The sequence below is a fragment of the Herbiconiux sp. SALV-R1 genome (genome assembly GCF_013113715.1).
Taxonomy (GTDB): Bacteria; Actinomycetota; Actinomycetes; order Actinomycetales; family Microbacteriaceae; genus Herbiconiux.
Genome location: NZ_CP053344.1, coordinates 3,755,770 through 3,773,468, shown reverse-complemented (window position 1 = coordinate 3,773,468; position 17,699 = coordinate 3,755,770). Strand labels below are relative to the sequence as shown.

Sequence of the window (17,699 nt, the reverse complement as noted above, 5' to 3'; positions counted from 1 at the left end):
CGCGGGTGTTCCACTGAGCGACTCGCACGGGTGCCACTGCGGCAGCGAAGCCCGAGCATGGGGGAATGGAGACAGCATTCCCGCCCCTCGCCTCGTTCGCCCAGCTCCCCGCGGGGCAGGGTGGATTCCGCATCGGCGCCGACGTCGTCCGCTTCGCGGCTGTGGATGACGGCTGGGCCGTCACCTCCAGTGATCCGGCGTTCCACGGTCATCTGAGTGCGGAGACGACGACGGTGATCGGCGAGCACGCGATCGAGCTCCGCCTCTTCACCTATGCCGTGGGAGGGGATGCGCAGCGGCAGATCGAGGTCGACGTGCACGAGTTCAAGGACCTGTTCATCTGAGCTACGCGCGCTGCCGCACGGGGGTGACTGTCTCTGGCGGCCGGGGCCCGCGGCCTGCGCCCTTCGTCGGGCACGGCACCGCGCCCTCCTCGGTCACCCTCACCTCGAGGCGCCCCACGCCCTCGACCTCGACCGCCACCGCGTCGCCTTCACGCACCTGGCCGATACCCGCCGGCGTCCCTGAGGTGACGATGTCGCCGGGTTCCAACGTCATGACGGACGAGGCGTACTCGATGAGGGCCGGGATGCCCCAGATGAGGTCGACGACGTCTGCGTCTTGTCTCAGCTCGCCCGCGACCCAGGTGCGGAGCCGCATCTTCTCCCAGCCACCCGCCTCGTCGGGTGTGACGAGGTGGGGGCCGACAGGGGTGAAGGTGTCGAACGACTTGCGGGTCGAGCGGTCCTCTCCGCCGCGCATCGTCATGTCGAGCAGCAGCGTGTAGCCCGCCACATGATCGAGGGCTTCGGAGGCGCTCACGTGCGAGGCCCGCCGACCGATGACGACCGCGAGTTCGCCCTCCTGGTCGAAGCGCCTGTCGGTGTAGGGCAGGCGCACCGTTCCGCCGTGGGCGAGCACGGATGTGGGCGCCTTGAGGAACACACCGAGGGAGTCGATGTGGGCATCCTCCTGCATCTCCGCCTGATGGTCGACGTAGTTGACCGGGGCTGCCACCACCTTGCCCGGGTCGGGTACGAGCGGGAGCACGGTCACCGACCCTCGGGGTATCGGCTCGCCGCTCAGAGCGCCGATGCTCGCGGCGAGGTCGTGTCCGTGCTCGAGCAGCAGCCGTCGCATGGGACTCGTGCCGCGACCGGCCGGCACCTGCAGGGGCACGATGGTGTCGTCGACCGCGATGCCCACCCGTGGTACTCCGTCGATCTCGAAACTCAGCAGCTTCATGCGCGGAGGGCCTCCGTCCAGGCGAGAGCGTCGTCGTAAAGCCAGGCGACGTCGGAGTAGTCGTCGCTTCGTCGGGCCGCGAAGTAGCGGTCGCGGTAGGCGAGCGTCGTCGCATCGGTGGTGTGCCACGACTCACCCCACGGGCGGGCGGTGCGCTGACACCGAGCCGTGTGTGCGACCCGCTTCTCGTCGTAGAGACGTAGCGCATCGGCGGGTTCGTCGACGCCGCCGCCGAGTGCCGCGGCCAGGGCGAGTCCGTCTTCGAGGGCCTGGCAGGCGCCCTGGCCGAGGTATTGGAGCATCGGATGGGCGGCATCGCCGATGAGGACGGCGCGCCCCGACACGTAGCTGTCGATGGGGTCCTTGTCGTAATTCGGGTACGCGCGCGCATCGCCCAGGCGACCAACGGCGACCCCGACCGACTCGCAGGCCTTCGCGAACTGCTCACTCAGCTCCTCAGGGGTGCCCCAATCCTCGCGGCCCTGGGCGTAACGCTCGCTGCGGAACACGGCGACCTGGTTGTACAGCTCGCCCCGGCGCACCGGGTACTGCATGAGGTGGATACCGGGCCCGATCCACAGCAGCACCGCATCCGTTCTGTCTTCGGGCGGAAGGCGGTCGATGGGGATCGTTCCGCGATACGCCGTGTAACCGCTGAAGACGGGTTCGTCGACGGTGATGAGACGGCGGACACGGGAGTTGATGCCGTCGGCGCCCACGACGAGTCTCGCCCTGTAGACGATGCCGCCGGCGCAGCGCACGAGCATGGTGTCGCCCTCGTCGACGACCTCCTCGAGGGTGCGATCGTTCTCCAGCTCGATCGACGGATGCGCGCGGCATGCGGCCAGAAGCACCGAGTGCACATCGCTCCGGTGCAGCACCAGGTACGGGTAGCCGAAGCGCTCGACCATCGGTTCCTGGAAGTCGATGCGTGTGAGCTCCTTCCCGGTGATCGCATCGGAGATGCGCGCGTGCTGCGGGAACACGGCGAGCCGGTAGATGGCGTCGAGCACGCCCAGTCGATCGAAGGAGCGCACCGCGTTCGGACCGATCTGCAGTCCGGCGCCGATCTCGCCGAACTCGGGTGCGCGTTCGAGCAGACGCACCCGTACACCGGAGCGCGCCAGGGCGAGAGCCGCGCCGAGCCCCCCGATGCCACCACCGACGACGACCACCTCGTCGATGGCGTCCGTGATGCCTGTGGCCTCAGTGCCGCTCATCGCGTGTGCTCCACGCGGGTGCGGGCGAAGCCGAGTCGCTCGATGACGGGAGCGTCGGAGAAGCGGAACAGATCCAGCTGCGACTCCGCTTCGATGCTCCACGAGATCCACGACGGCACGACGACGACGTCGCCCCGGTCGAGTTCGCGCCGCTCGCCGTCGACGACCATCGCGCCGGACCCGTCGAACACCTGCCAGACCGAGGAGCCGACCTCGTTCGTGGTCGGTGTCGACGTTCCCGCTCGCAGACGGTGGAACTCCGCCCTGATCGTCGGCATGACGTCGCCGCCTGTCGTGGGGTTGCTGTAGCGGATGCCGGCGTGGCCGGGCCCGAAGGTGGCCGGGAAGCCCTCGTCTTCGAGTGCGAGCTGCTCCGTGAGGGCTTGATCGGTGTACTCCCAGCGGTAGGCGTGGATGGGGGAGTTCTGAGTTTCACCGAGGCCCGACAGCGGCCGAAGGCCCGGGTAGGCCCACAGGCGCTCGGCGCGGGAGAGCGCGGGGCTCGCCTCGTCGGTGACGCGCTCCGAGCCGAACTCGAAGAAGCCGATGTCGATGCTGCTGGCGAAGGGGACGTCGAGACCATCGAGCCAGGCCATCGGCCGGTCGGTGTCGTTGTGGTGCCCGTGGAAGTTCCAGCCGGGTGTGAGGAGGAAGTCTCCGCGGCGCATCGCCACGGGGTCTCCGTTCACGACAGTCCACACACCTTCGCCCTCGACGACGAACCGGAAGGCGTTCTGGGAGTGCCGGTGCTCGGGTGCGGTCTCGTGCGGGCCGAGGTACTGGATGGCGGCCCAGAGCGTCGTGGTGGCGTACGGTGCACCGCCGAGACCGGGGTTCGCGAGCGCGATCGCCCGGCGCTCGCCGCCGCGACCCACCGGAACCAGCTCGCCCGAACGCTCCGCGAGCGGGTAGAGCTCGTTCCAGCGCCACACGAAGGGGACAGCCTTGGATCGCGGATGCACGCTCAGCACGTCGGAGGTCTGCGTCCAGAGCGGGCTGAGGTGGTGGGAGGCGAACTGGGTGTAGAGCTCGAGGAGTTCGGGTGTCTGGTCGAGCTCGGCGTTCTGGATCTGCTCTTCGGGCGAGCCATCGGTCAGTGTCACAACAGTGTCCTCGTTCAGTCAGGCGGCATCGGCCGACAAAAGTAGTCCGTACACGGTCAATTATTCGTGAGGGCGTCTCGCCGTCAACCTGTGTTCCACCTACTGGGGCAGCACCCAGGGGAACACCGGGGCCTTCGAGCGGGCGCCCTCTCGTGCCTTCGAGCGGTTCGGCTCGCGCAGCTCCTCAAGAAGAGACTCCGACAGCTCGACGAGCCGTGCGAAACGCGTGGGGTCGAGCCACGAGGGTCGCAGCGCGAACAGCAGGTCCTCGGTCGCGGTGTTGCCGCTCGCCCCCGGCGCGAACGGGCACCCGCCGAGGCCTCCGATGGCCCCGTCGACGGTGGAGGCACCGGCCTCGAGCGCCGCCAGCGCATTGGCGACACCGAGGCCCCAGGTGTCGTGCCCGTGATAGACGATGTCGCGTGGGGGCGTCTCGTCGCGCACCCGGGAGATGAGCGAGCGCACCTCGTGGGGTACGGCCTGGCCGAGGGTGTCGCAGATGACGATGCCGTCCGCTCCTTCGGCGCGCGGATCCGAGGCGATCGCGAGCACGCGTTCCGGGTCGACGGCCCCCTCGAAGGGGCAGGTGAACGACGTGGCGATGCACAGCTGGATGCTGCCGCCGGCCTCGTGCACGAGAGCGATCGACTCGGGCATGCCGTCGAGGCTGGTGTCGACCGACCGCCCGATGTTCGCCTGGTTGTGGGATTCGGAAGCCGACAGGCAGTACTGCACGTTGCGCGCTCCCGCTTCCAGCGCCCGTGCCACGTGGCGAGGGGTGGCGACCCAGACCCAGCACGCCGCAAGCTCCTCCGGGGTGAGGGCCCGGATCACCTCGACGGTGTTGGCCAGGGGTGGCACGACGTCGCCGCGCGCCATCGAACCGATCTCCACAGCGGGAACCCCGAGCGCGAGGAAGGTGCGCACGACCTCCACCTTGCGCTCGACCGACAGCATCCCGCCGGTCAGCTGGAGGCCATCGCGCAACGTGACGTCGCGCAGCTTGCCGAGTTCGAGCCGCGTCATCATTCCTCCGTGGTCGGTGGGGTGGGTGCCGCAGGCGCCAAGGCGTCGACACGCTCGGCGGGGTAGCCGAGCACCTCCGTCAGCACCTCGCGGGTGTGGGCGCCGAGGTCGGGTCCGAGGCTGCGGATGGGGAGCGACCTCCCGCCGAGCACCGGGACGATCCCCGGGAACGCGACGTCGTGCAGTGTCTCTTCGCCGGTCGAGACCGGCATCCGCTGAACCATGCCGCGGGATTCGTACTGGGCATCGGCCAGGATGTCGGCGGCGGTGTAGATCGGACCGGAGGGCACGCCGGCGGCGTCGAGTTCGTCGAGCACCTGCTGGGCGCTGTGCCGAATCGTCCAGGCGCCGATCGCCGCGTCGAGTTCCTCGCGGCGCTGCCAGCGCAAGGCGTTGTCGCTCAGATCGGGGTCGACGGCCAGGTCGGGCCGGCCGATGACCTCCATGTACCGCCCGAAGATGGCGTCGCCGTTTCCGGCGATGACGACGCTCGCCCCGTCGGCGCACAGGTAGGCGTTGCTCGGCGCGATCCCCTCCATCCGTCCACCCGTGCGCACGCGGCGCACCCCGAACCCGTCGTAGTCGGGGATGAGGGACTCCATCATCGAGAACATCGCCTCGTTGAGCGCGACGTCGATGACGCGCTCGGCAGGTGGAGCGGGGGAGGAGGTGGCCTCCCGCCGATAGAGCGCCATCACCGTGCCGAATGCCGCGTAGAGCCCCGCGATCGAGTCGCCGATCGAGATGCCCACACGCACCGGCGGTCGGTCGGGGTCTCCGACGAGATCGCGGAATCCGCTCATGGCCTCGGCGACGGCGGCGAAGCCGGGGCGCGGGGAGAGCGGCCCGGTCTGCCCGAACGCCGAGATGCGGGTCACCACGAGCCCCGGCCGTAGCTCCTCGAGCACCTCGGGTGACAGTCCCCACCGCTCCAGCGTGCCCGGGCGGAAGTTCTCGAGCAGCACGTCGCTCTCGCGTACGAGATCTTTGACGACCTCGATGCCTTCGGGGGTGCGCAGGTCGAGTACCACCGACTTCTTGTTGCGGTTGATCGTTCGGTAGAGCATCGAGGTGGTGCCGCTCTGGAGCCGCCAGGTGCGCAGCTCGTCGCCTGTGCCTGGCCGCTCGACCTTGATGACTTCGGCTCCGAAGTCGGCGAGAAGACGTCCTGCCGTCGGAGCGGCGATGAAGTTGCCGAGTTCGAGCACGCGGATACCCGACAGCGGAGCGGGGTGAGGCGGGGCGGTCATCGCCCCACTATGCGGGCATCGTCGTGCCCGCGCCAACCCTGTGTCGGCCAGTGGAACACCTGCTTGCCGCCGGGACGGGCGTCGCCCAGGCTTCTGTGCGCGATCACGAAGGAGACGCACGATGACCCCACACGAGCCCCTCAGCCTGTCCCGCAAGCTGCTCGCCGATCACCTGCTGGCGGGAGAGCTCCGTGCCGGTGCTGACATCCGTCTCGCCGTCGATCAGGTGCTCCTCGAGGATGCGACCGGCACGATGGCGGCGATGCAGTTCGAGATGCTCGGCGCCGATTCCATCGGGGTACCGCTCGCCGTGGTCTACATCGACCACAACGTCCTGCAGATCGACGACAAGAACATGCAGGACGCCCGGTACCTGCAGACCTTCGCGGCGAGGTACGGCCTGCGATACTCGCCGCCCGGCCACGGCATCTCGCACTACATCCACCTCGAACACTTCGCCCGGCCCGGCACCGTGTTGGTGGGAGCCGACTCGCACACCTCCATGGCGGGTGCCGTGGGCAGCCTCGCCATCGGGGCGGGCGGGCTCGACGTCGCGGTGGCCATGGCGGGCTACGGCTTCGATCTCGTCTGTCCCACCGTCGTGGGCGTCGAGCTCGCGGGGTCGCTGCCCGCTCACGCCAGCGCGAAGGACGTGGTGCTCGAACTCCTCCGGCGCTACGACGTGCGGGGCGGGCGCGGGCGGGTGTTCGAGTTCTACGGCGAGGGTGTGGCGACACTGAGCACGACGGCGCGGGCGACCATCTGCAACATGATCGTGGAGACCGGTGCGACAACCGCGATCTTCCCCTCCGACGAGCGCACCGCCGACTGGCTCACCGGTCAGGGCCGCGCTGACGATCACCGCCCGCTCGCCGCCGACCCCGGCGCCGGGTACGACGAGTCGTTGACGATCGACCTGGCTACGATCGGGGCTCTCGTCGCTCTGCCGCACTCGCCCGGCAATGTGCACGCCGCCGCCGATCTCGAGGCCATCGACATCGTGCAGGTGTGCGTCGGGTCGTCGGTCAACAGTTCTTACGACGACCTCGCGACAGTCGCGGCGATCCTGCGCGGCAGCCAGGTGCACCCCTCCGTGCAGCTCACTGTGACACCGGGGTCGCGCCAGATCCTGCAGGCCATCATCGCTTCGGGCGTGTACGAGGAGCTGCTCACCGCGGGGGCCCGGATGCTCGAACCCATCTGCGGGCCCTGTGTCGGCATCGGCCAGGCGCCCATCAAGGGCGCACCGTCGCTGCGCACGTTCAACCGCAACTTTCCGGGCCGCAGCGGCACGGCGGAGGACGCCGTCTTCCTCTGCTCGCCGGCGACCGCGGCCGCAAGCGCTCTGGCCGGCCGCATCGTCGACCCTGCGACCGTGGTAATTCCCCCGATCAGGCCGGCCTCGGCCGCAGTACCCGCCCTGCACGACGAGATCATCACTCACGCGCTCCCGGCCGACACCCGCGTCGGTCTCGAGATCGAGCGTGGCCCCAACCTCGTCGCACCTCCCGCGCCGGCCCCGCTTGCCGGCACCCTGTCGGGCGAGGTGCTCATCGTCGTGGGCGACGACATCTCGACGGGCGACATGGCTCCCGACGGCGCCATCGCCATGTCGGTCTGGTCGAACATCGAGGCGTGCGCCCGTTTCATGTTCCAGCGCCTCGATCCGGACTTCTTCGACCGTGCTCGGGCCGCGGGCGGAGGCTTCATCGTCGGAGGCGAGAACTACGGCCAGGGCTCATCTCGCGAGCATGCCGCGCTCATCCCGCTCTTCCTCCGTGTGCCGGCCGTGGTGGCGAAGAGCTACGCGCGCATCCACCGCCGCAATCTCATCAACGTGGGTGTCGTCCCTCTCGTGCTGGCGCCGGGTCAGGCCGACGTCGAGGTGGGGGTGAGGTGGACGATCCGCGACCTTCGCGCTGCCGTCGCGTCAGGATCGCGGGCGGCGCTCGCCGAAGCCGACGACGGATCGACGGTCGAGCTGGTGATCGACCTCACCCCCGCGGAGCGGGAGACCGTGGTCGCCGGCGGCCTTCTGGCGCAGGTGCGTTCGGGCTCCCGCCGGCCGGCGCCCGTGCTCACGACGCGCTGAGTGAGAGCTGTCGTGCCTCGCGCGAGAGGGTCATGGCGACGGTCGACACCGCGGGGCCCATCTTCGACAGATCGGTGATGTGCAGGTGCGCCGACACCGACAAGGCAGCCACCGGCTCGCCGTCCGGCCCGAGGATGGGGGCTGCCGCACATCCGACGTTGGCTGCGGTCTCCTCCCGTTCGAACGCGAGGCGGTTCGCGCGGATGGCGCCGAGCTCTCGCCTGAGCCGGTCGGGGTCGGTGATGGTGCGTGGTCCGACCGAGGGCAGCGGATGCGCGCACAGCTCGTCGACTACCGCACTCGGGGCGTAGGCCAACAGTACTTTGCCCACTCCGGTGGAGTGTGCGGGAAGTCGTCCGCCCACCCGCGAGGGGAGGGGTGGGGTGGCGCGCGAGCGCAGGATCTGGATGTAGACCACCTCGCTTCCGTCGAGGATGGCGAGGTGCACGGTCTGCCCCGTGGCACGCATGAGCTCGGTCATGTGCGGGAACGCCAGCCTGCGGAGGTCGACAGGCCGGCTCGCCTGTTGGCCGAGCTCGAACAGCCTGATACCGAGGCGTATCTGGTCGCCTTCCCGTTCGAGTAGGCCGCGGCCGACGAGCTCGGCGGCTATGCGCGAGGTCGATGCCTTGGGTATTCCCGTGCGCCTGCCCAGCTCGGAGACGGTCATCGACCGCTCGTCGTGACCGAACGCCTGGAGGATGTCGGAGACGCGGGAGATCATCGAAGGAGCACTGGCTCGCTGAGCGGAACGCATGTTGTGAGTGTCTGCCGTCTCACAGAGGATGTCAAGAACAAAGACGTACACGGAGTAAATGAGGAACAATGCTCGACAGTGCCCGACGCGACGCCGCCCAGGCGCTCCTGCGATCGTACGAAGACGGCAGGCCCATCGGCCGCCTCTCGACGGCACATCCCGGCCTCGACGTCGAAGACGCCTATGCCATCCAGCTCGAGCAGGTCAGTGCCTGGCGGTCGGCGGGCCGCACCGTTGCCGGTCACAAGGTGGGGCTGACCTCGCTCGCCGTCCAGCGTCAGCTCGGCGTCGACCAGCCCGACTTCGGTCACCTGTTCCACGACATGTTCGTGCTGAGCGGAGAGCCGATTCCCGCCGGTACGTTCCTGCAGCCGAGGGTGGAGCCCGAGATCGCCTTCGTGCTGGGACGCGATCTGGCAGGGCCCGGGGTGACCGTCGCCGACGCCATCCGTGCCGTCGACATCGTCGTCGCGTCGCTCGAGATCGTGGATTCGCGCATCACCGACTGGGACATCACCCTCTCCGACACGATCGCCGACAACGCATCCTCAGGTGGTGTCGTGCTCGGTACACTCCCGCGCAGTCCCCGCGAGCTCGACCTGCGACTGCTGGGTGCCGTGCTCTATCGGAATGGTCGCATCGCGCACACCGGGGCGGGAGCATCCGTGCTGGGTTCCCCCATCTCCTCGCTGGTCTGGCTGGCGAACACGCTCGGCCGGCTCGGCACCTCGTTGCGTGCGGGCCAGGTCGTGCTGCCCGGAGCGATCACCCCGATGGTGCCCGGCCGGCCCGGTGACACCGTCACCGCGGTGTTCGCGGGCCTCGGCAGCGTCACCGCACGATTCGCGCCGGCACTCGGCTGACGGAAGGAGCACACATGTCCAAGCCCATCGCGGCGATAGTCGGGCCAGGCAACATCGGCACCGATCTGATGATCAAGCTCAAGCGGCGGGGCGTCTTCGACCTGCGCTACATGGTCGGCGTCGACCCCGAGTCCGACGGACTGGCACGAGCGCGTCGTCTCGGAGTCGAAGCGTCGGCCGAGGGTGTCGACTGGCTGCTCTCCCGCGACGAGCTCCCCGACGTCGTGTTCGAGGCGACGGCGGCGACCCCGCACAAGCTGAACGCTCCTCGCTACCGGGAGGCGGGCATCCGTGCCATCGATCTCACCCCGGCGGCGGTCGGCCCGTTCGTCTGCCCGGTGGTGAACCTCGACCACCACGGCGACGCCCCCAACATCAACATGATCACCTGCGGGGGTCAGGCCACCATCCCCATCGTCCACGCCATCTCACGCGTGACGCCGGTGGAGTACGCCGAGATCGTCGCCTCGATCTCGTCGAAGTCGGCGGGGCCCGGAACGCGGGCCAACATCGACGAATTCACCGAGACCACGTCGGAGGCCATCGTGCAGGTCGGCGGAGCTGAACGGGGGAAGGCGATCATCATCCTGAACCCCGTGGAGCCCCCGCTCGTCATGCGCGACACCGTGTTCGCCGCGATCGAGCCCGACGCCGATCGGCACGCCATCGAGGCGTCGATCCACCAGATCGTCGCCGAGGTGCAGAACTACGTGCCGGGCTACCGCCTGAAGACCGACCCGCAGTTCGACGAGCCGAGCGAGCTCTGGCACGGGCGAGCCCGGGTGGGCGTCTTCCTCGAAGTGCTCGGCAACGGCGACTACCTGCCCGCGTGGGCCGGCAACCTCGACATCATGACCGCCGCGGCCAACCGCACCGCCGAACTGCTCCACGCAGCGAAGCCGCTCGAAGGGGCACATCGATGACCGGCGTGCGCATCACCGACACGACCCTGCGGGACGGCTCGCACGCGATGAGGCACCGTTTCACCGAGAAGGACGTGCGCCAGGTCGTGCGTGCACTCGACGGCGCGGGCGTGCAGGTGATCGAAGTCACCCACGGCGACGGTCTTGCCGGGTCGTCGTTCAACTACGGGTTCAGCGCGGTACCCGACGTGCGGTTGATCGAGGCCGCAGCGAGCGAGGCGCGATCCGCGAAGATCGCGGCCCTCGTACTCCCCGGGCTGGGGACGGTTCACGACATGAAGGAGGCGGCATCAGCGGGAGTGCAGATCATGCGTGTCGCCACACACTCCACCGAGGCCGACGTGAGCGTGCAGCACTTCGGCGCCGCGCGCGACCTGGGGCTCGAGACCGTGGGCTTTCTCATGCTGTCGCACATGACGAGTCCGCTCGAACTCGCGCGTCAGGCCCGCATCATGGCCGATGCCGGCTGTCAGTGCGTCTACGTCGTCGACTCGGCCGGGGCCCTGCTGCCCGAGTCGGCGGCGGAACGCGTCGCGGCGCTGGTCGACGAGCTCGGCGACGACGCCGAGGTGGGCTTCCACGGCCACCAGAACCTCAGCCTCGGCGTCGCCAACTCGCTCGCCGCTCACGCCGTCGGCGCCCGGCAGCTCGACGGAACGTTGCGGGCGCTCGGCGCGGGCGCCGGCAACACGCCGACCGAGGTGCTCGTCGCAGCTCTCGACGCCGCCGGTGTCGACACCGGCATCGAGCTGCCCGGAATCCTCGCCGCGGCCGAGGACGTGCTGGCGGCGATCGCCCCACAGATCCCGGCGATCGGCCGCGACGCCGTCATCCAGGGCCGCTACGGCGTGTACAACTCCTTCCTGCTGCACGCGAAGCGGGCGGAGGAGCGCTACGGGGTGCCGGCGCACGCGATCCTGCAGGCGGTCGGCGAGGCCCACTACGTGGGTGGCCAGGAGGACATGATCATCGACGTGGCGATCAGGCTGCGCGACGAGGGCGTGGCCTGATGGCCGTGACCGACGCCGCCTCGGCGGCGCGCGCCCTGGTCGAGGCCGAGCGTGAGCGCGCGGCTCGCGGCCGGCTCACGGTGGAGTGGCCGGGGCTCGACCTCGGCACCGCTTACGCCGTGCAGCGCATGACCATCGGCGACCGCGTTCGTGCCGGCGACCGGGTCATCGGCACGAAGCTCGGCCTCACCAGCGCGGCGAAACAGCAGCGCATGGGCATCAGCTCGCCCCTCACCGCTGTGCTGGTCGAGAGCTATCTGTTGCGGGTCGATCAACCGGTTCCGCTCGACGAGCTCATCCAGCCGCGCATCGAACCCGAGATCGTGTTCGTGCTCGGCCGCGACCTCGAGGGGCCGGGCGTGACTGCCGCGGCAGCCCTCGCAGCGGTCGACCGGGTCTACGCGGGCTTCGAGATCATCGACAGCCGTTTCGAGGGCTACGACTTCGCGTTGCCCGACGTGGTCGCCGACAACGGGTCGAGCGCCTACGTGGTCGTGGGGGGAAACGGCGTCTCGCCGAGCGACCTAGACCTCGGACTCGAGGCCGTCGTGCTGAGCGTCGATGGCCAGGTCGTCGCCACAGCCACCGGAGCGGCGGTGCAAGGGCACCCCGCCGAAGCCCTCGCCCTCGCGGTCAACGCGCTCGCCGAGCGTGGGCAGGCACTCCGCGCGGGCGAGATCGTGTTCACCGGAGGGCTGACCGACGCCGTGCCGCTCCGGCACGCCAGCCAGGTGTCGGCCGAGTTCACCACTCTCGGCGCACTCGTGGTGACCGGCTACTCCGCCGTCGCCGATGACGACAGGAAGGACTGACATGCGCAATCCCGACAACACCCCGGAGCCCCTCTTCGAGGTCGCCGAGTTCGGATCGTTCGAACTCTTCTCGCCCCACGTCGACGCGACCGTGTGGTTCTTCAAAGACCTGCTGGGCATGGTGGAGACCGAGCGCAGCGGCGACTCGGTGTTCCTCCGTGGCTGGGAAGACCCGTACAAGCACACCCTCAAGATCACCGAGCGCGACACCGCGGGGATGGGATACGCCGGCTGGCGCACCACGTCGAAGCAGGCCCTCGAACGGCGCGTCCGTGCGATCGAGCAGACCGGTCTCGGGAGGGGTTGGGTGGAGGGGGAGTGCGGCGTCGGCGCTGCCTACGAGTTCGCGCTGCCCGACGGCGCCGTCCAGCGCCTCAACTGGGAGGTCGACTACTACGAGCCGCCCGAGCAGGCGCAGTCGCGGCTGCTCAACCGCGTGCAGCGGCGGCCGCTCACGGGGGTGCCGATCAAGGCGATCGATCACCTCAACCTCATGGCCGGCGACGTCACGGCGAACAAGGAGTTCTGCGCCGAGGTGCTCGGCTTCCGGCTCAGCGAGCACATCGTGATGAGCGACGACGTCGAGGCGGGGGCCTGGATGCGCCTGCAGACCCGTTCGCACGACGTGGCGTTCACGAAAGACGCGACAGGCGTCGGCGGTCGGCTGCATCACGTGGCGTTCCTCTACGGCAACTCGCAGCACCTCAACGACGCCTGCGACGTGCTCACCGACCACGGTCTCGAGCTCGAGGCGGGGCCCGCGCACCACGGCATCAGCCAGGCCGAGTTCCTCTACGTCTTCGAGCCGGGGGGAAACCGGATCGAACTCGTGGGCCAGCTCGGCTACCAGGTGCACGACCCCTCGTTCGAGCCGATCACCTGGAAGCAGGACACCCTCGACAACGCGATCATCTGGTACGGCGCACCGCTCCCGGCGGAGTTCGACACCTACGGCACTCCCAACGTGCTCCCCACCGCCTACCGCACTCCCAACGGCTACATCGCCGCCGAGATGCGCGCGATCCACGGAGTCTGAACCATGCCGATCATCCAGGTCTCCCTCGTGCAGGGGCGCACGCCGGAGCAGCTGCGGGCGCTCATCCACGGCCTCACGAAGACCGCCTCGGAGACGATCGGTGCGCCCGTCGAGACGGTGCGCGTCGTCATCACCGAGGTGCCGCCGACCCACTGGGGGTCGGGGCACCAGACCATCGCCGAGAAGAGGGGCGATGGCTCGGCCTGATCCCGTTCAGCCGGGCAGCTCGGTCGGCGTGCCCTCCTCGAGCACGAGGAGCGTGGTGCCCTCCGGCGCCAGGTTGCCGAGCAGTGAGTAATGCAGCTCGCGGTGCACGGCGGCGAGTCCGGCCTGGTGGATGGGCACCGCCACGCGCGGCCGTTCGGCCCGCACGAAGTCGACGGCCTCGCCGATCTTCATCCACGGCCCTCCCGCGGGCACGAGGAGCACAGGAGCGTGCTGCTCGCCACCGTCGAAGGAGTCGCCGGGGTGCCAGACCAGGTCGTCGACGACGAATCCCGTGTTGACCACGTCGGGCACGAGGGCGTGGATGGCGCCGTGCTTCTCGCCTGTGGCCCGCACGCGCAGGCCGTTCTCCTCCACGACGTCGCCTGCGGCGACGACGATCGCCTCGGTGAGGCCGAGGGCCTCGGCGACACCCGCGTTGGTCACGACGCGAGCACGCGGATTGGCCTCGAGAAGGGCGGCGAGTCGCTCGGGAGCGACGTGGTCGGGGTGCTGATGCGTGATGAGAACGAGGTCGAGATCGCGCAGCTCATCGAAGCCCGTGCAATACGCCCCCGGATCGATCAGGGCGCGCGCCGCATCCGTTTCGAGCAGCACGCAGGCGTGGCCGTAGTGGGTGATCTTCATGGATTCCTCGTTTCTCTGCCCGACACGATACGTAGGCGATCTGCCGTTGCAATCCCTCAACGCATACTGTTAGCTACTCGATAGTACTTATACGGAGCATTGCGAGCAATCGCTTCCGACTCATTCGACGAAGAATGGTGGTCACGTGTCAGAAGTGAGCTACGCGTCGCAGCGCATCCGCGCGGCGACGATCGCGAGCCGGTACTGGCAGCCCGCCGTGCTGACCGTGTTCGCGCTGGCCGGGGCCCCGCTCCTCGCGGGCACCGACGTCTTCCCGCTCCTGGTGCTGGCGGGCATCTACGCCATCGCCGTGATCGGGGTCTCGATCTTCGCCGGGCTCGGCGGCCAGCTCACCCTCGGCCACACGGTCTTCATGGCGATGGGAGCCTACGCCTCGGCCATCAGCGCGCTGGCGTGGAAGCTGCCGCCGATAGCGGGGGTGCTCATCGGCGTCGTGTGGGCGCTCCTGCTCGCCGTCATCACGAGCCCCATCCTGCGGCTGCGCGGCTGGTATCTCGTGATGGCGACCATCGCGCTCGTGCTCATGCTGCCGCAGCTCGCCGCCAACCTCGGTGACGTCACGGGCGGAAGCGACGGGCTGTACGGCATCCCCGACTTCGGCATCCTGGGCCTCGAGGTGCAGGGTGAGAGCGCCTACTTCGTGCTGGCCTGGCTGCTCGTCCTGGTGTTCTTCCTCCTTGCGCGGAACGTCCGCGGCTCCCGCTTCGGCCGGGCGCTCGCCGCTATCGGTATGGATCCGGATGCAGCTGCAGCAGCCGGCATCGGGCTGTTCCGTGTGAAGGCGGTGCTGTGGCTGCTCGTGTGCGTGCCCGCCGCCGTCGCGGGATCGATGTTCGCCCACTACAGCTCGTTCATCGCTCCCACGGACTTCAACTTCTCCGTGGCCCTCACGCTGTTCGCGGCGGTCATCATCGGCGGGGAACGGAGCATCTTCCTCGGCATCGTCGTCGTCGTCTTCCTGGTCACCATGCCCGCCTACGCCTCGGGGCCGTTCACCGTCGAGCTCATCGAGGCCCTCGCCCTGATCGCCGTCTATCTTGCATCGCCCTCGGGCATCGCGGGCATCATCTCGGCGACGGCCGGCCGTCGCCGCGCGCGGAGGGAGCGTCATGCTTGAGGTACGCGGGCTGCGGGTGGAGTTCGGCGGCGTCGCGGCGATCCACGGTGTCGACGTCGACATCGAGGCGGGCACGTTCGTCGGACTGATCGGCCCCAACGGCGCAGGTAAGTCGACGTTCATCAACTCGGTGAGCGGCACGGTGCTGCCGGCTCGCGGCACCATCGCCTGGAGCGGGCAGCGCCTCGACCGGTTGCGCGCCGACCGCATCGCAGCGCGGGGCGTCTTGCGTACCTTCCAGCACGCCCACCTGTTCGCGGGGCTCTCGGTGCTCGAGAACGTGATGATCGGCGCACACCGGCTCGGCCGCACGGGCGCTCCGGCCGCGATGCTGCACCTCGGCCGATGGCGCGACGACGAGGCCGAGCTGCGCCGGCGGGCCGGAGCGGCGCTCGAGCGGGTGCATGCCAGTCATCTCGCCGACCGTTCCTGCGAGGGCCTCACGGCGGGGCAGCAGCGGCTGGTGGCCGTCGCTCGCGCACTCGCCGGCGAGCCTGACCTGCTCCTGCTCGACGAGCCCGCGGCGGGCCTCACCGACACCGAGCGGGATGTCCTCGCGCGCGATCTCGCCGGCTACTTCGACGACCACGACCTCACCGTGCTGCTCGTCGAACACAACCTGGGGTTCCTCATGTCGCTCGTCTCCCGGATCGTCGTCTTCGACCGTGGCACCGTTCTCGCGCAGGGCTCGCCCGCCGAGATCCGCCGCGACCCCGCGGTCATCACCGCCTATCTGGGGGAGGCAGCCGATGCTCAGCGCTGATGGTCTGGAGCTGGGCTACGCCGGAGCACCCGTGGTGCGCGGGGTCGGCCTCTCGGTCTCGCCGGGGCAGGTCTTCGCGCTCCTGGGTGCGAACGGTGCCGGCAAGAGCACTGTCGCGCGGGCGCTGGCGGGTGTGCTGCCGGTGCGCGGCGGAACCGTGACTCTCGACGGGGTCGACATCACCTCGCTGAGCTCGAACGACCGCGTGCGCCGTGGTCTCTCGCTCGTGCCCGAGGGCAGGCACCTCTTCGGGCGCTCGACAGTGCGCGACAACATCCTCCTCGGCGCGTACACCCGCACTCGGCACCAGCGCGCGGAGTCGTTCGACCGGGTGATGGAGCTGTTCCCGCAGCTGCCCCGGCTGCTCGGCAAGCGCGCGAAAGACCTCTCCGGTGGTGAACAGCAGATGGTGGCGGTCGGTCGGGCGCTCATGGCCGACCCGCGCTACCTCATCCTCGACGAGCCGAGCCTCGGCCTCGCTCCCATCTACGTCGACCTCATCCTGCGGCAGGCGGGTTCGCTCGCCGCCGCCGGCGTCGGGGTGCTGCTCATCGAACAGAACGTCGGCAAGGCCCTCGACGTGGCCGGTGGCGCCGCCGTCATCGAGAACGGCACGGTCTCGCTCGAGGGCAGTGCCGATGATCTCCGTCGAGACCCGCGGGTCGTCGACCTCTACCTGGGTGGCATGTCATGAACTTCTTCCTCCAGCTCACCTTCGCCGGACTGAACGTGGGGGTGCTCTACATGCTCGTGGCGCTCGGCATGGTCGTCACCTACCAGGTCTCGCGGGTGGAGTCACTGGCCCAGGGGGCGTTCGTGGTCTACGGCGCCCTGCTCTTCGGCACCTTCCACGACGGGCTGGGGCTCCCGCTCCCGCTCGCGATCGTGTTGCCCGTGCTCATCTCGTCGCTCATGAGCGTGCTGCTCTACTGGCTCATGCTGAACAGGTTCGCCACCAGGGGGTCGACGGGGCCGGTCGTGATGTCGCTCGGCGCCGCCCTGATACTCGGCGAGCTGGCGAGGCAGTTCTGGGGGCTCAACGATCGAACGGCACGACCCTTCCTTCCGAGCGAGCCGATCTCCATCCTCGGCGCCACCGTGCTGCCCCACTCGCTTCTGTCGTGGATCGGCGGCGGTGTGCTGTTGCTCGCCGGGTACCTGGTGTTCGAGAAGACCATGCTCGGCAAGGCCCTGCGCGCGACCGCCGACGACATCGTGGGCGCGCGCCTGGTGGGTATCGATGCCCGTCGGATGCGGTTCGTGAGCTTTCAGATCGCCGCCCTGTTCGGGTCGCTCGCCGGCATCCTGCTCGCCCCCCTGATGGCGTTCGGCTGGACGGCGATCTTCCCTCTCGCCGTGCTCGGCGCGATCGGTGCGATCGGCGGCCGCTGGGAGTACCTCACCGCCGCAGTCGTGAGCATCGCGATCGGCCTGTTCTCGAGCTACGCGGGCGGCTACCTGTCGACGTCCTGGCAGCAGATCTACGTGTACGGGGCGTTCATCCTCATCCTGCTCGCCCAGCGAGCCGACCGCAGGGCCGGCGGGGGCCGCGCCCGCACCCTCGTCACCGCGCTCTCCCGGCGCGGGGGCAGCGCCTAGACCGCACCCG

The 17,699-nt window shown here is 69.3% G+C and carries 19 protein-coding genes; 12 read left to right on the top strand and 7 right to left on the bottom strand.

All coding sequences use genetic code 11. The annotated features are described in order from the left end of the window. The first annotated feature begins 65 nt into the window (after positions 1-65). Complete coding sequence (locus tag HL652_RS17995; RefSeq protein ID WP_171706584.1) at positions 66-344, top strand: hypothetical protein; 279 nt, start codon at positions 66-68, stop codon at positions 342-344. Position 345: 1 nt separating this feature from the next. Here HL652_RS17995 and HL652_RS17990 read toward each other — a convergent pair whose 3' ends face one another. The 5 genes from HL652_RS17990 to HL652_RS17970 all read right to left on the bottom strand — a co-directional run bounded on the left by HL652_RS17990 (position 346) and on the right by HL652_RS17970 (position 5,844). Further along, positions 346-1,245 carry a fumarylacetoacetate hydrolase family protein gene (locus HL652_RS17990; RefSeq protein WP_171706583.1) on the bottom strand — a complete coding sequence of 300 codons (900 nt, stop codon included), beginning with the start codon at positions 1,243-1,245 and terminating at the stop codon, positions 346-348. Next, positions 1,242-2,465: an FAD-dependent monooxygenase gene (locus tag HL652_RS17985; RefSeq protein WP_171706582.1), complete on the bottom strand. Its 1,224-nt coding sequence runs from the start codon at positions 2,463-2,465 to the stop codon at positions 1,242-1,244. The genes HL652_RS17990 and HL652_RS17985 overlap by 4 nt, the downstream gene beginning before the upstream one ends. Beyond that, entirely contained in the window at positions 2,462-3,562 is a 1,101-nt protein-coding gene (locus HL652_RS17980) for a cupin domain-containing protein (RefSeq protein WP_253743911.1), read from the bottom strand. Before HL652_RS17980 ends, HL652_RS17985 begins: the two co-directional genes overlap by 4 nt. A 105-nt stretch (positions 3,563-3,667) precedes the next feature. Next, a complete protein-coding gene (locus HL652_RS17975) occupies positions 3,668-4,594 on the bottom strand; it encodes a hydroxymethylglutaryl-CoA lyase (RefSeq protein ID WP_171706581.1) in 927 nt (308 codons plus the stop codon). After that, positions 4,594-5,844: a CaiB/BaiF CoA transferase family protein gene (locus tag HL652_RS17970; protein ID WP_171706580.1), complete on the bottom strand. Its 1,251-nt coding sequence runs from the start codon at positions 5,842-5,844 to the stop codon at positions 4,594-4,596. Before HL652_RS17970 ends, HL652_RS17975 begins: the two co-directional genes overlap by 1 nt. Positions 5,845-5,965: 121 nt before the next feature. Here HL652_RS17970 and HL652_RS17965 point away from each other — a divergent pair, with 121 nt between their 5' ends. After that, on the top strand, positions 5,966-7,936 hold the full coding sequence (locus HL652_RS17965; RefSeq protein ID WP_171706579.1) for an aconitate hydratase: 1,971 nt from the start codon (positions 5,966-5,968) through the stop codon (positions 7,934-7,936). Here the strand turns inward: HL652_RS17965 and HL652_RS17960 are convergent. Further along, positions 7,923-8,693, bottom strand: a complete 771-nt coding sequence (locus HL652_RS17960) for an IclR family transcriptional regulator (RefSeq protein WP_171706578.1) — start codon at positions 8,691-8,693, stop codon at positions 7,923-7,925. The genes HL652_RS17965 and HL652_RS17960 overlap by 14 nt on opposite strands. A gap of 68 nt (positions 8,694-8,761) precedes the next feature. Here HL652_RS17960 and HL652_RS17955 point away from each other — a divergent pair, with 68 nt between their 5' ends. Genes HL652_RS17955 through HL652_RS17930 form a run of 6 tightly spaced genes read left to right on the top strand, consistent with a single transcriptional unit; the run spans position 8,762 to position 13,544 of the window. Beyond that, the gene (locus HL652_RS17955) at positions 8,762-9,556 is read left to right on the top strand and encodes a 2-keto-4-pentenoate hydratase (RefSeq protein ID WP_171706577.1); all 795 of its coding nucleotides are present in this window, start codon (positions 8,762-8,764) and stop codon (positions 9,554-9,556) included. Between the two features lie 14 nt (positions 9,557-9,570). After that, entirely contained in the window at positions 9,571-10,479 is a 909-nt protein-coding gene (locus tag HL652_RS17950) for an acetaldehyde dehydrogenase (acetylating) (protein ID WP_171706576.1), read from the top strand. Continuing rightward, the gene (gene dmpG / locus HL652_RS17945) at positions 10,476-11,489 is read left to right on the top strand and encodes a 4-hydroxy-2-oxovalerate aldolase (RefSeq protein ID WP_171706575.1); all 1,014 of its coding nucleotides are present in this window, start codon (positions 10,476-10,478) and stop codon (positions 11,487-11,489) included. The genes HL652_RS17950 and dmpG overlap by 4 nt, the downstream gene beginning before the upstream one ends. Continuing rightward, the gene (locus HL652_RS17940; RefSeq protein WP_171706574.1) at positions 11,489-12,301 is read left to right on the top strand and encodes a 2-keto-4-pentenoate hydratase; all 813 of its coding nucleotides are present in this window, start codon (positions 11,489-11,491) and stop codon (positions 12,299-12,301) included. Before dmpG ends, HL652_RS17940 begins: the two co-directional genes overlap by 1 nt. Position 12,302: 1 nt before the next feature. After that, positions 12,303-13,337: a VOC family protein gene (locus HL652_RS17935; protein ID WP_171706573.1), complete on the top strand. Its 1,035-nt coding sequence runs from the start codon at positions 12,303-12,305 to the stop codon at positions 13,335-13,337. Between the two features lie 3 nt (positions 13,338-13,340). Next, positions 13,341-13,544 carry a 2-hydroxymuconate tautomerase gene (locus HL652_RS17930; RefSeq protein ID WP_171706572.1) on the top strand — a complete coding sequence of 68 codons (204 nt, stop codon included), beginning with the start codon at positions 13,341-13,343 and terminating at the stop codon, positions 13,542-13,544. Positions 13,545-13,550: 6 nt separating this feature from the next. Here HL652_RS17930 and HL652_RS17925 read toward each other — a convergent pair whose 3' ends face one another. Continuing rightward, on the bottom strand, positions 13,551-14,189 hold the full coding sequence (locus HL652_RS17925) for an MBL fold metallo-hydrolase (protein WP_171706571.1): 639 nt from the start codon (positions 14,187-14,189) through the stop codon (positions 13,551-13,553). 145 nt (positions 14,190-14,334) lie between these two features. Between HL652_RS17925 and HL652_RS17920 the strand changes: the two genes are divergently transcribed. Genes HL652_RS17920 through HL652_RS17905 form a run of 4 tightly spaced genes read left to right on the top strand, consistent with a single transcriptional unit; the run spans position 14,335 to position 17,689 of the window. Next, positions 14,335-15,327: a branched-chain amino acid ABC transporter permease gene (locus HL652_RS17920; protein ID WP_171706570.1), complete on the top strand. Its 993-nt coding sequence runs from the start codon at positions 14,335-14,337 to the stop codon at positions 15,325-15,327. Further along, the gene (locus HL652_RS17915; protein ID WP_171706569.1) at positions 15,320-16,090 is read left to right on the top strand and encodes an ABC transporter ATP-binding protein; all 771 of its coding nucleotides are present in this window, start codon (positions 15,320-15,322) and stop codon (positions 16,088-16,090) included. Before HL652_RS17920 ends, HL652_RS17915 begins: the two co-directional genes overlap by 8 nt. After that, positions 16,077-16,784 (top strand): ABC transporter ATP-binding protein, encoded by a 708-nt coding sequence (locus tag HL652_RS17910; protein ID WP_171706568.1) that lies wholly within the window; start codon positions 16,077-16,079, stop codon positions 16,782-16,784. Before HL652_RS17915 ends, HL652_RS17910 begins: the two co-directional genes overlap by 14 nt. Then, on the top strand, positions 16,781-17,689 hold the full coding sequence (locus tag HL652_RS17905; RefSeq protein WP_171706567.1) for a branched-chain amino acid ABC transporter permease: 909 nt from the start codon (positions 16,781-16,783) through the stop codon (positions 17,687-17,689). Before HL652_RS17910 ends, HL652_RS17905 begins: the two co-directional genes overlap by 4 nt. Positions 17,690-17,699: the final 10 nt, after the last annotated feature.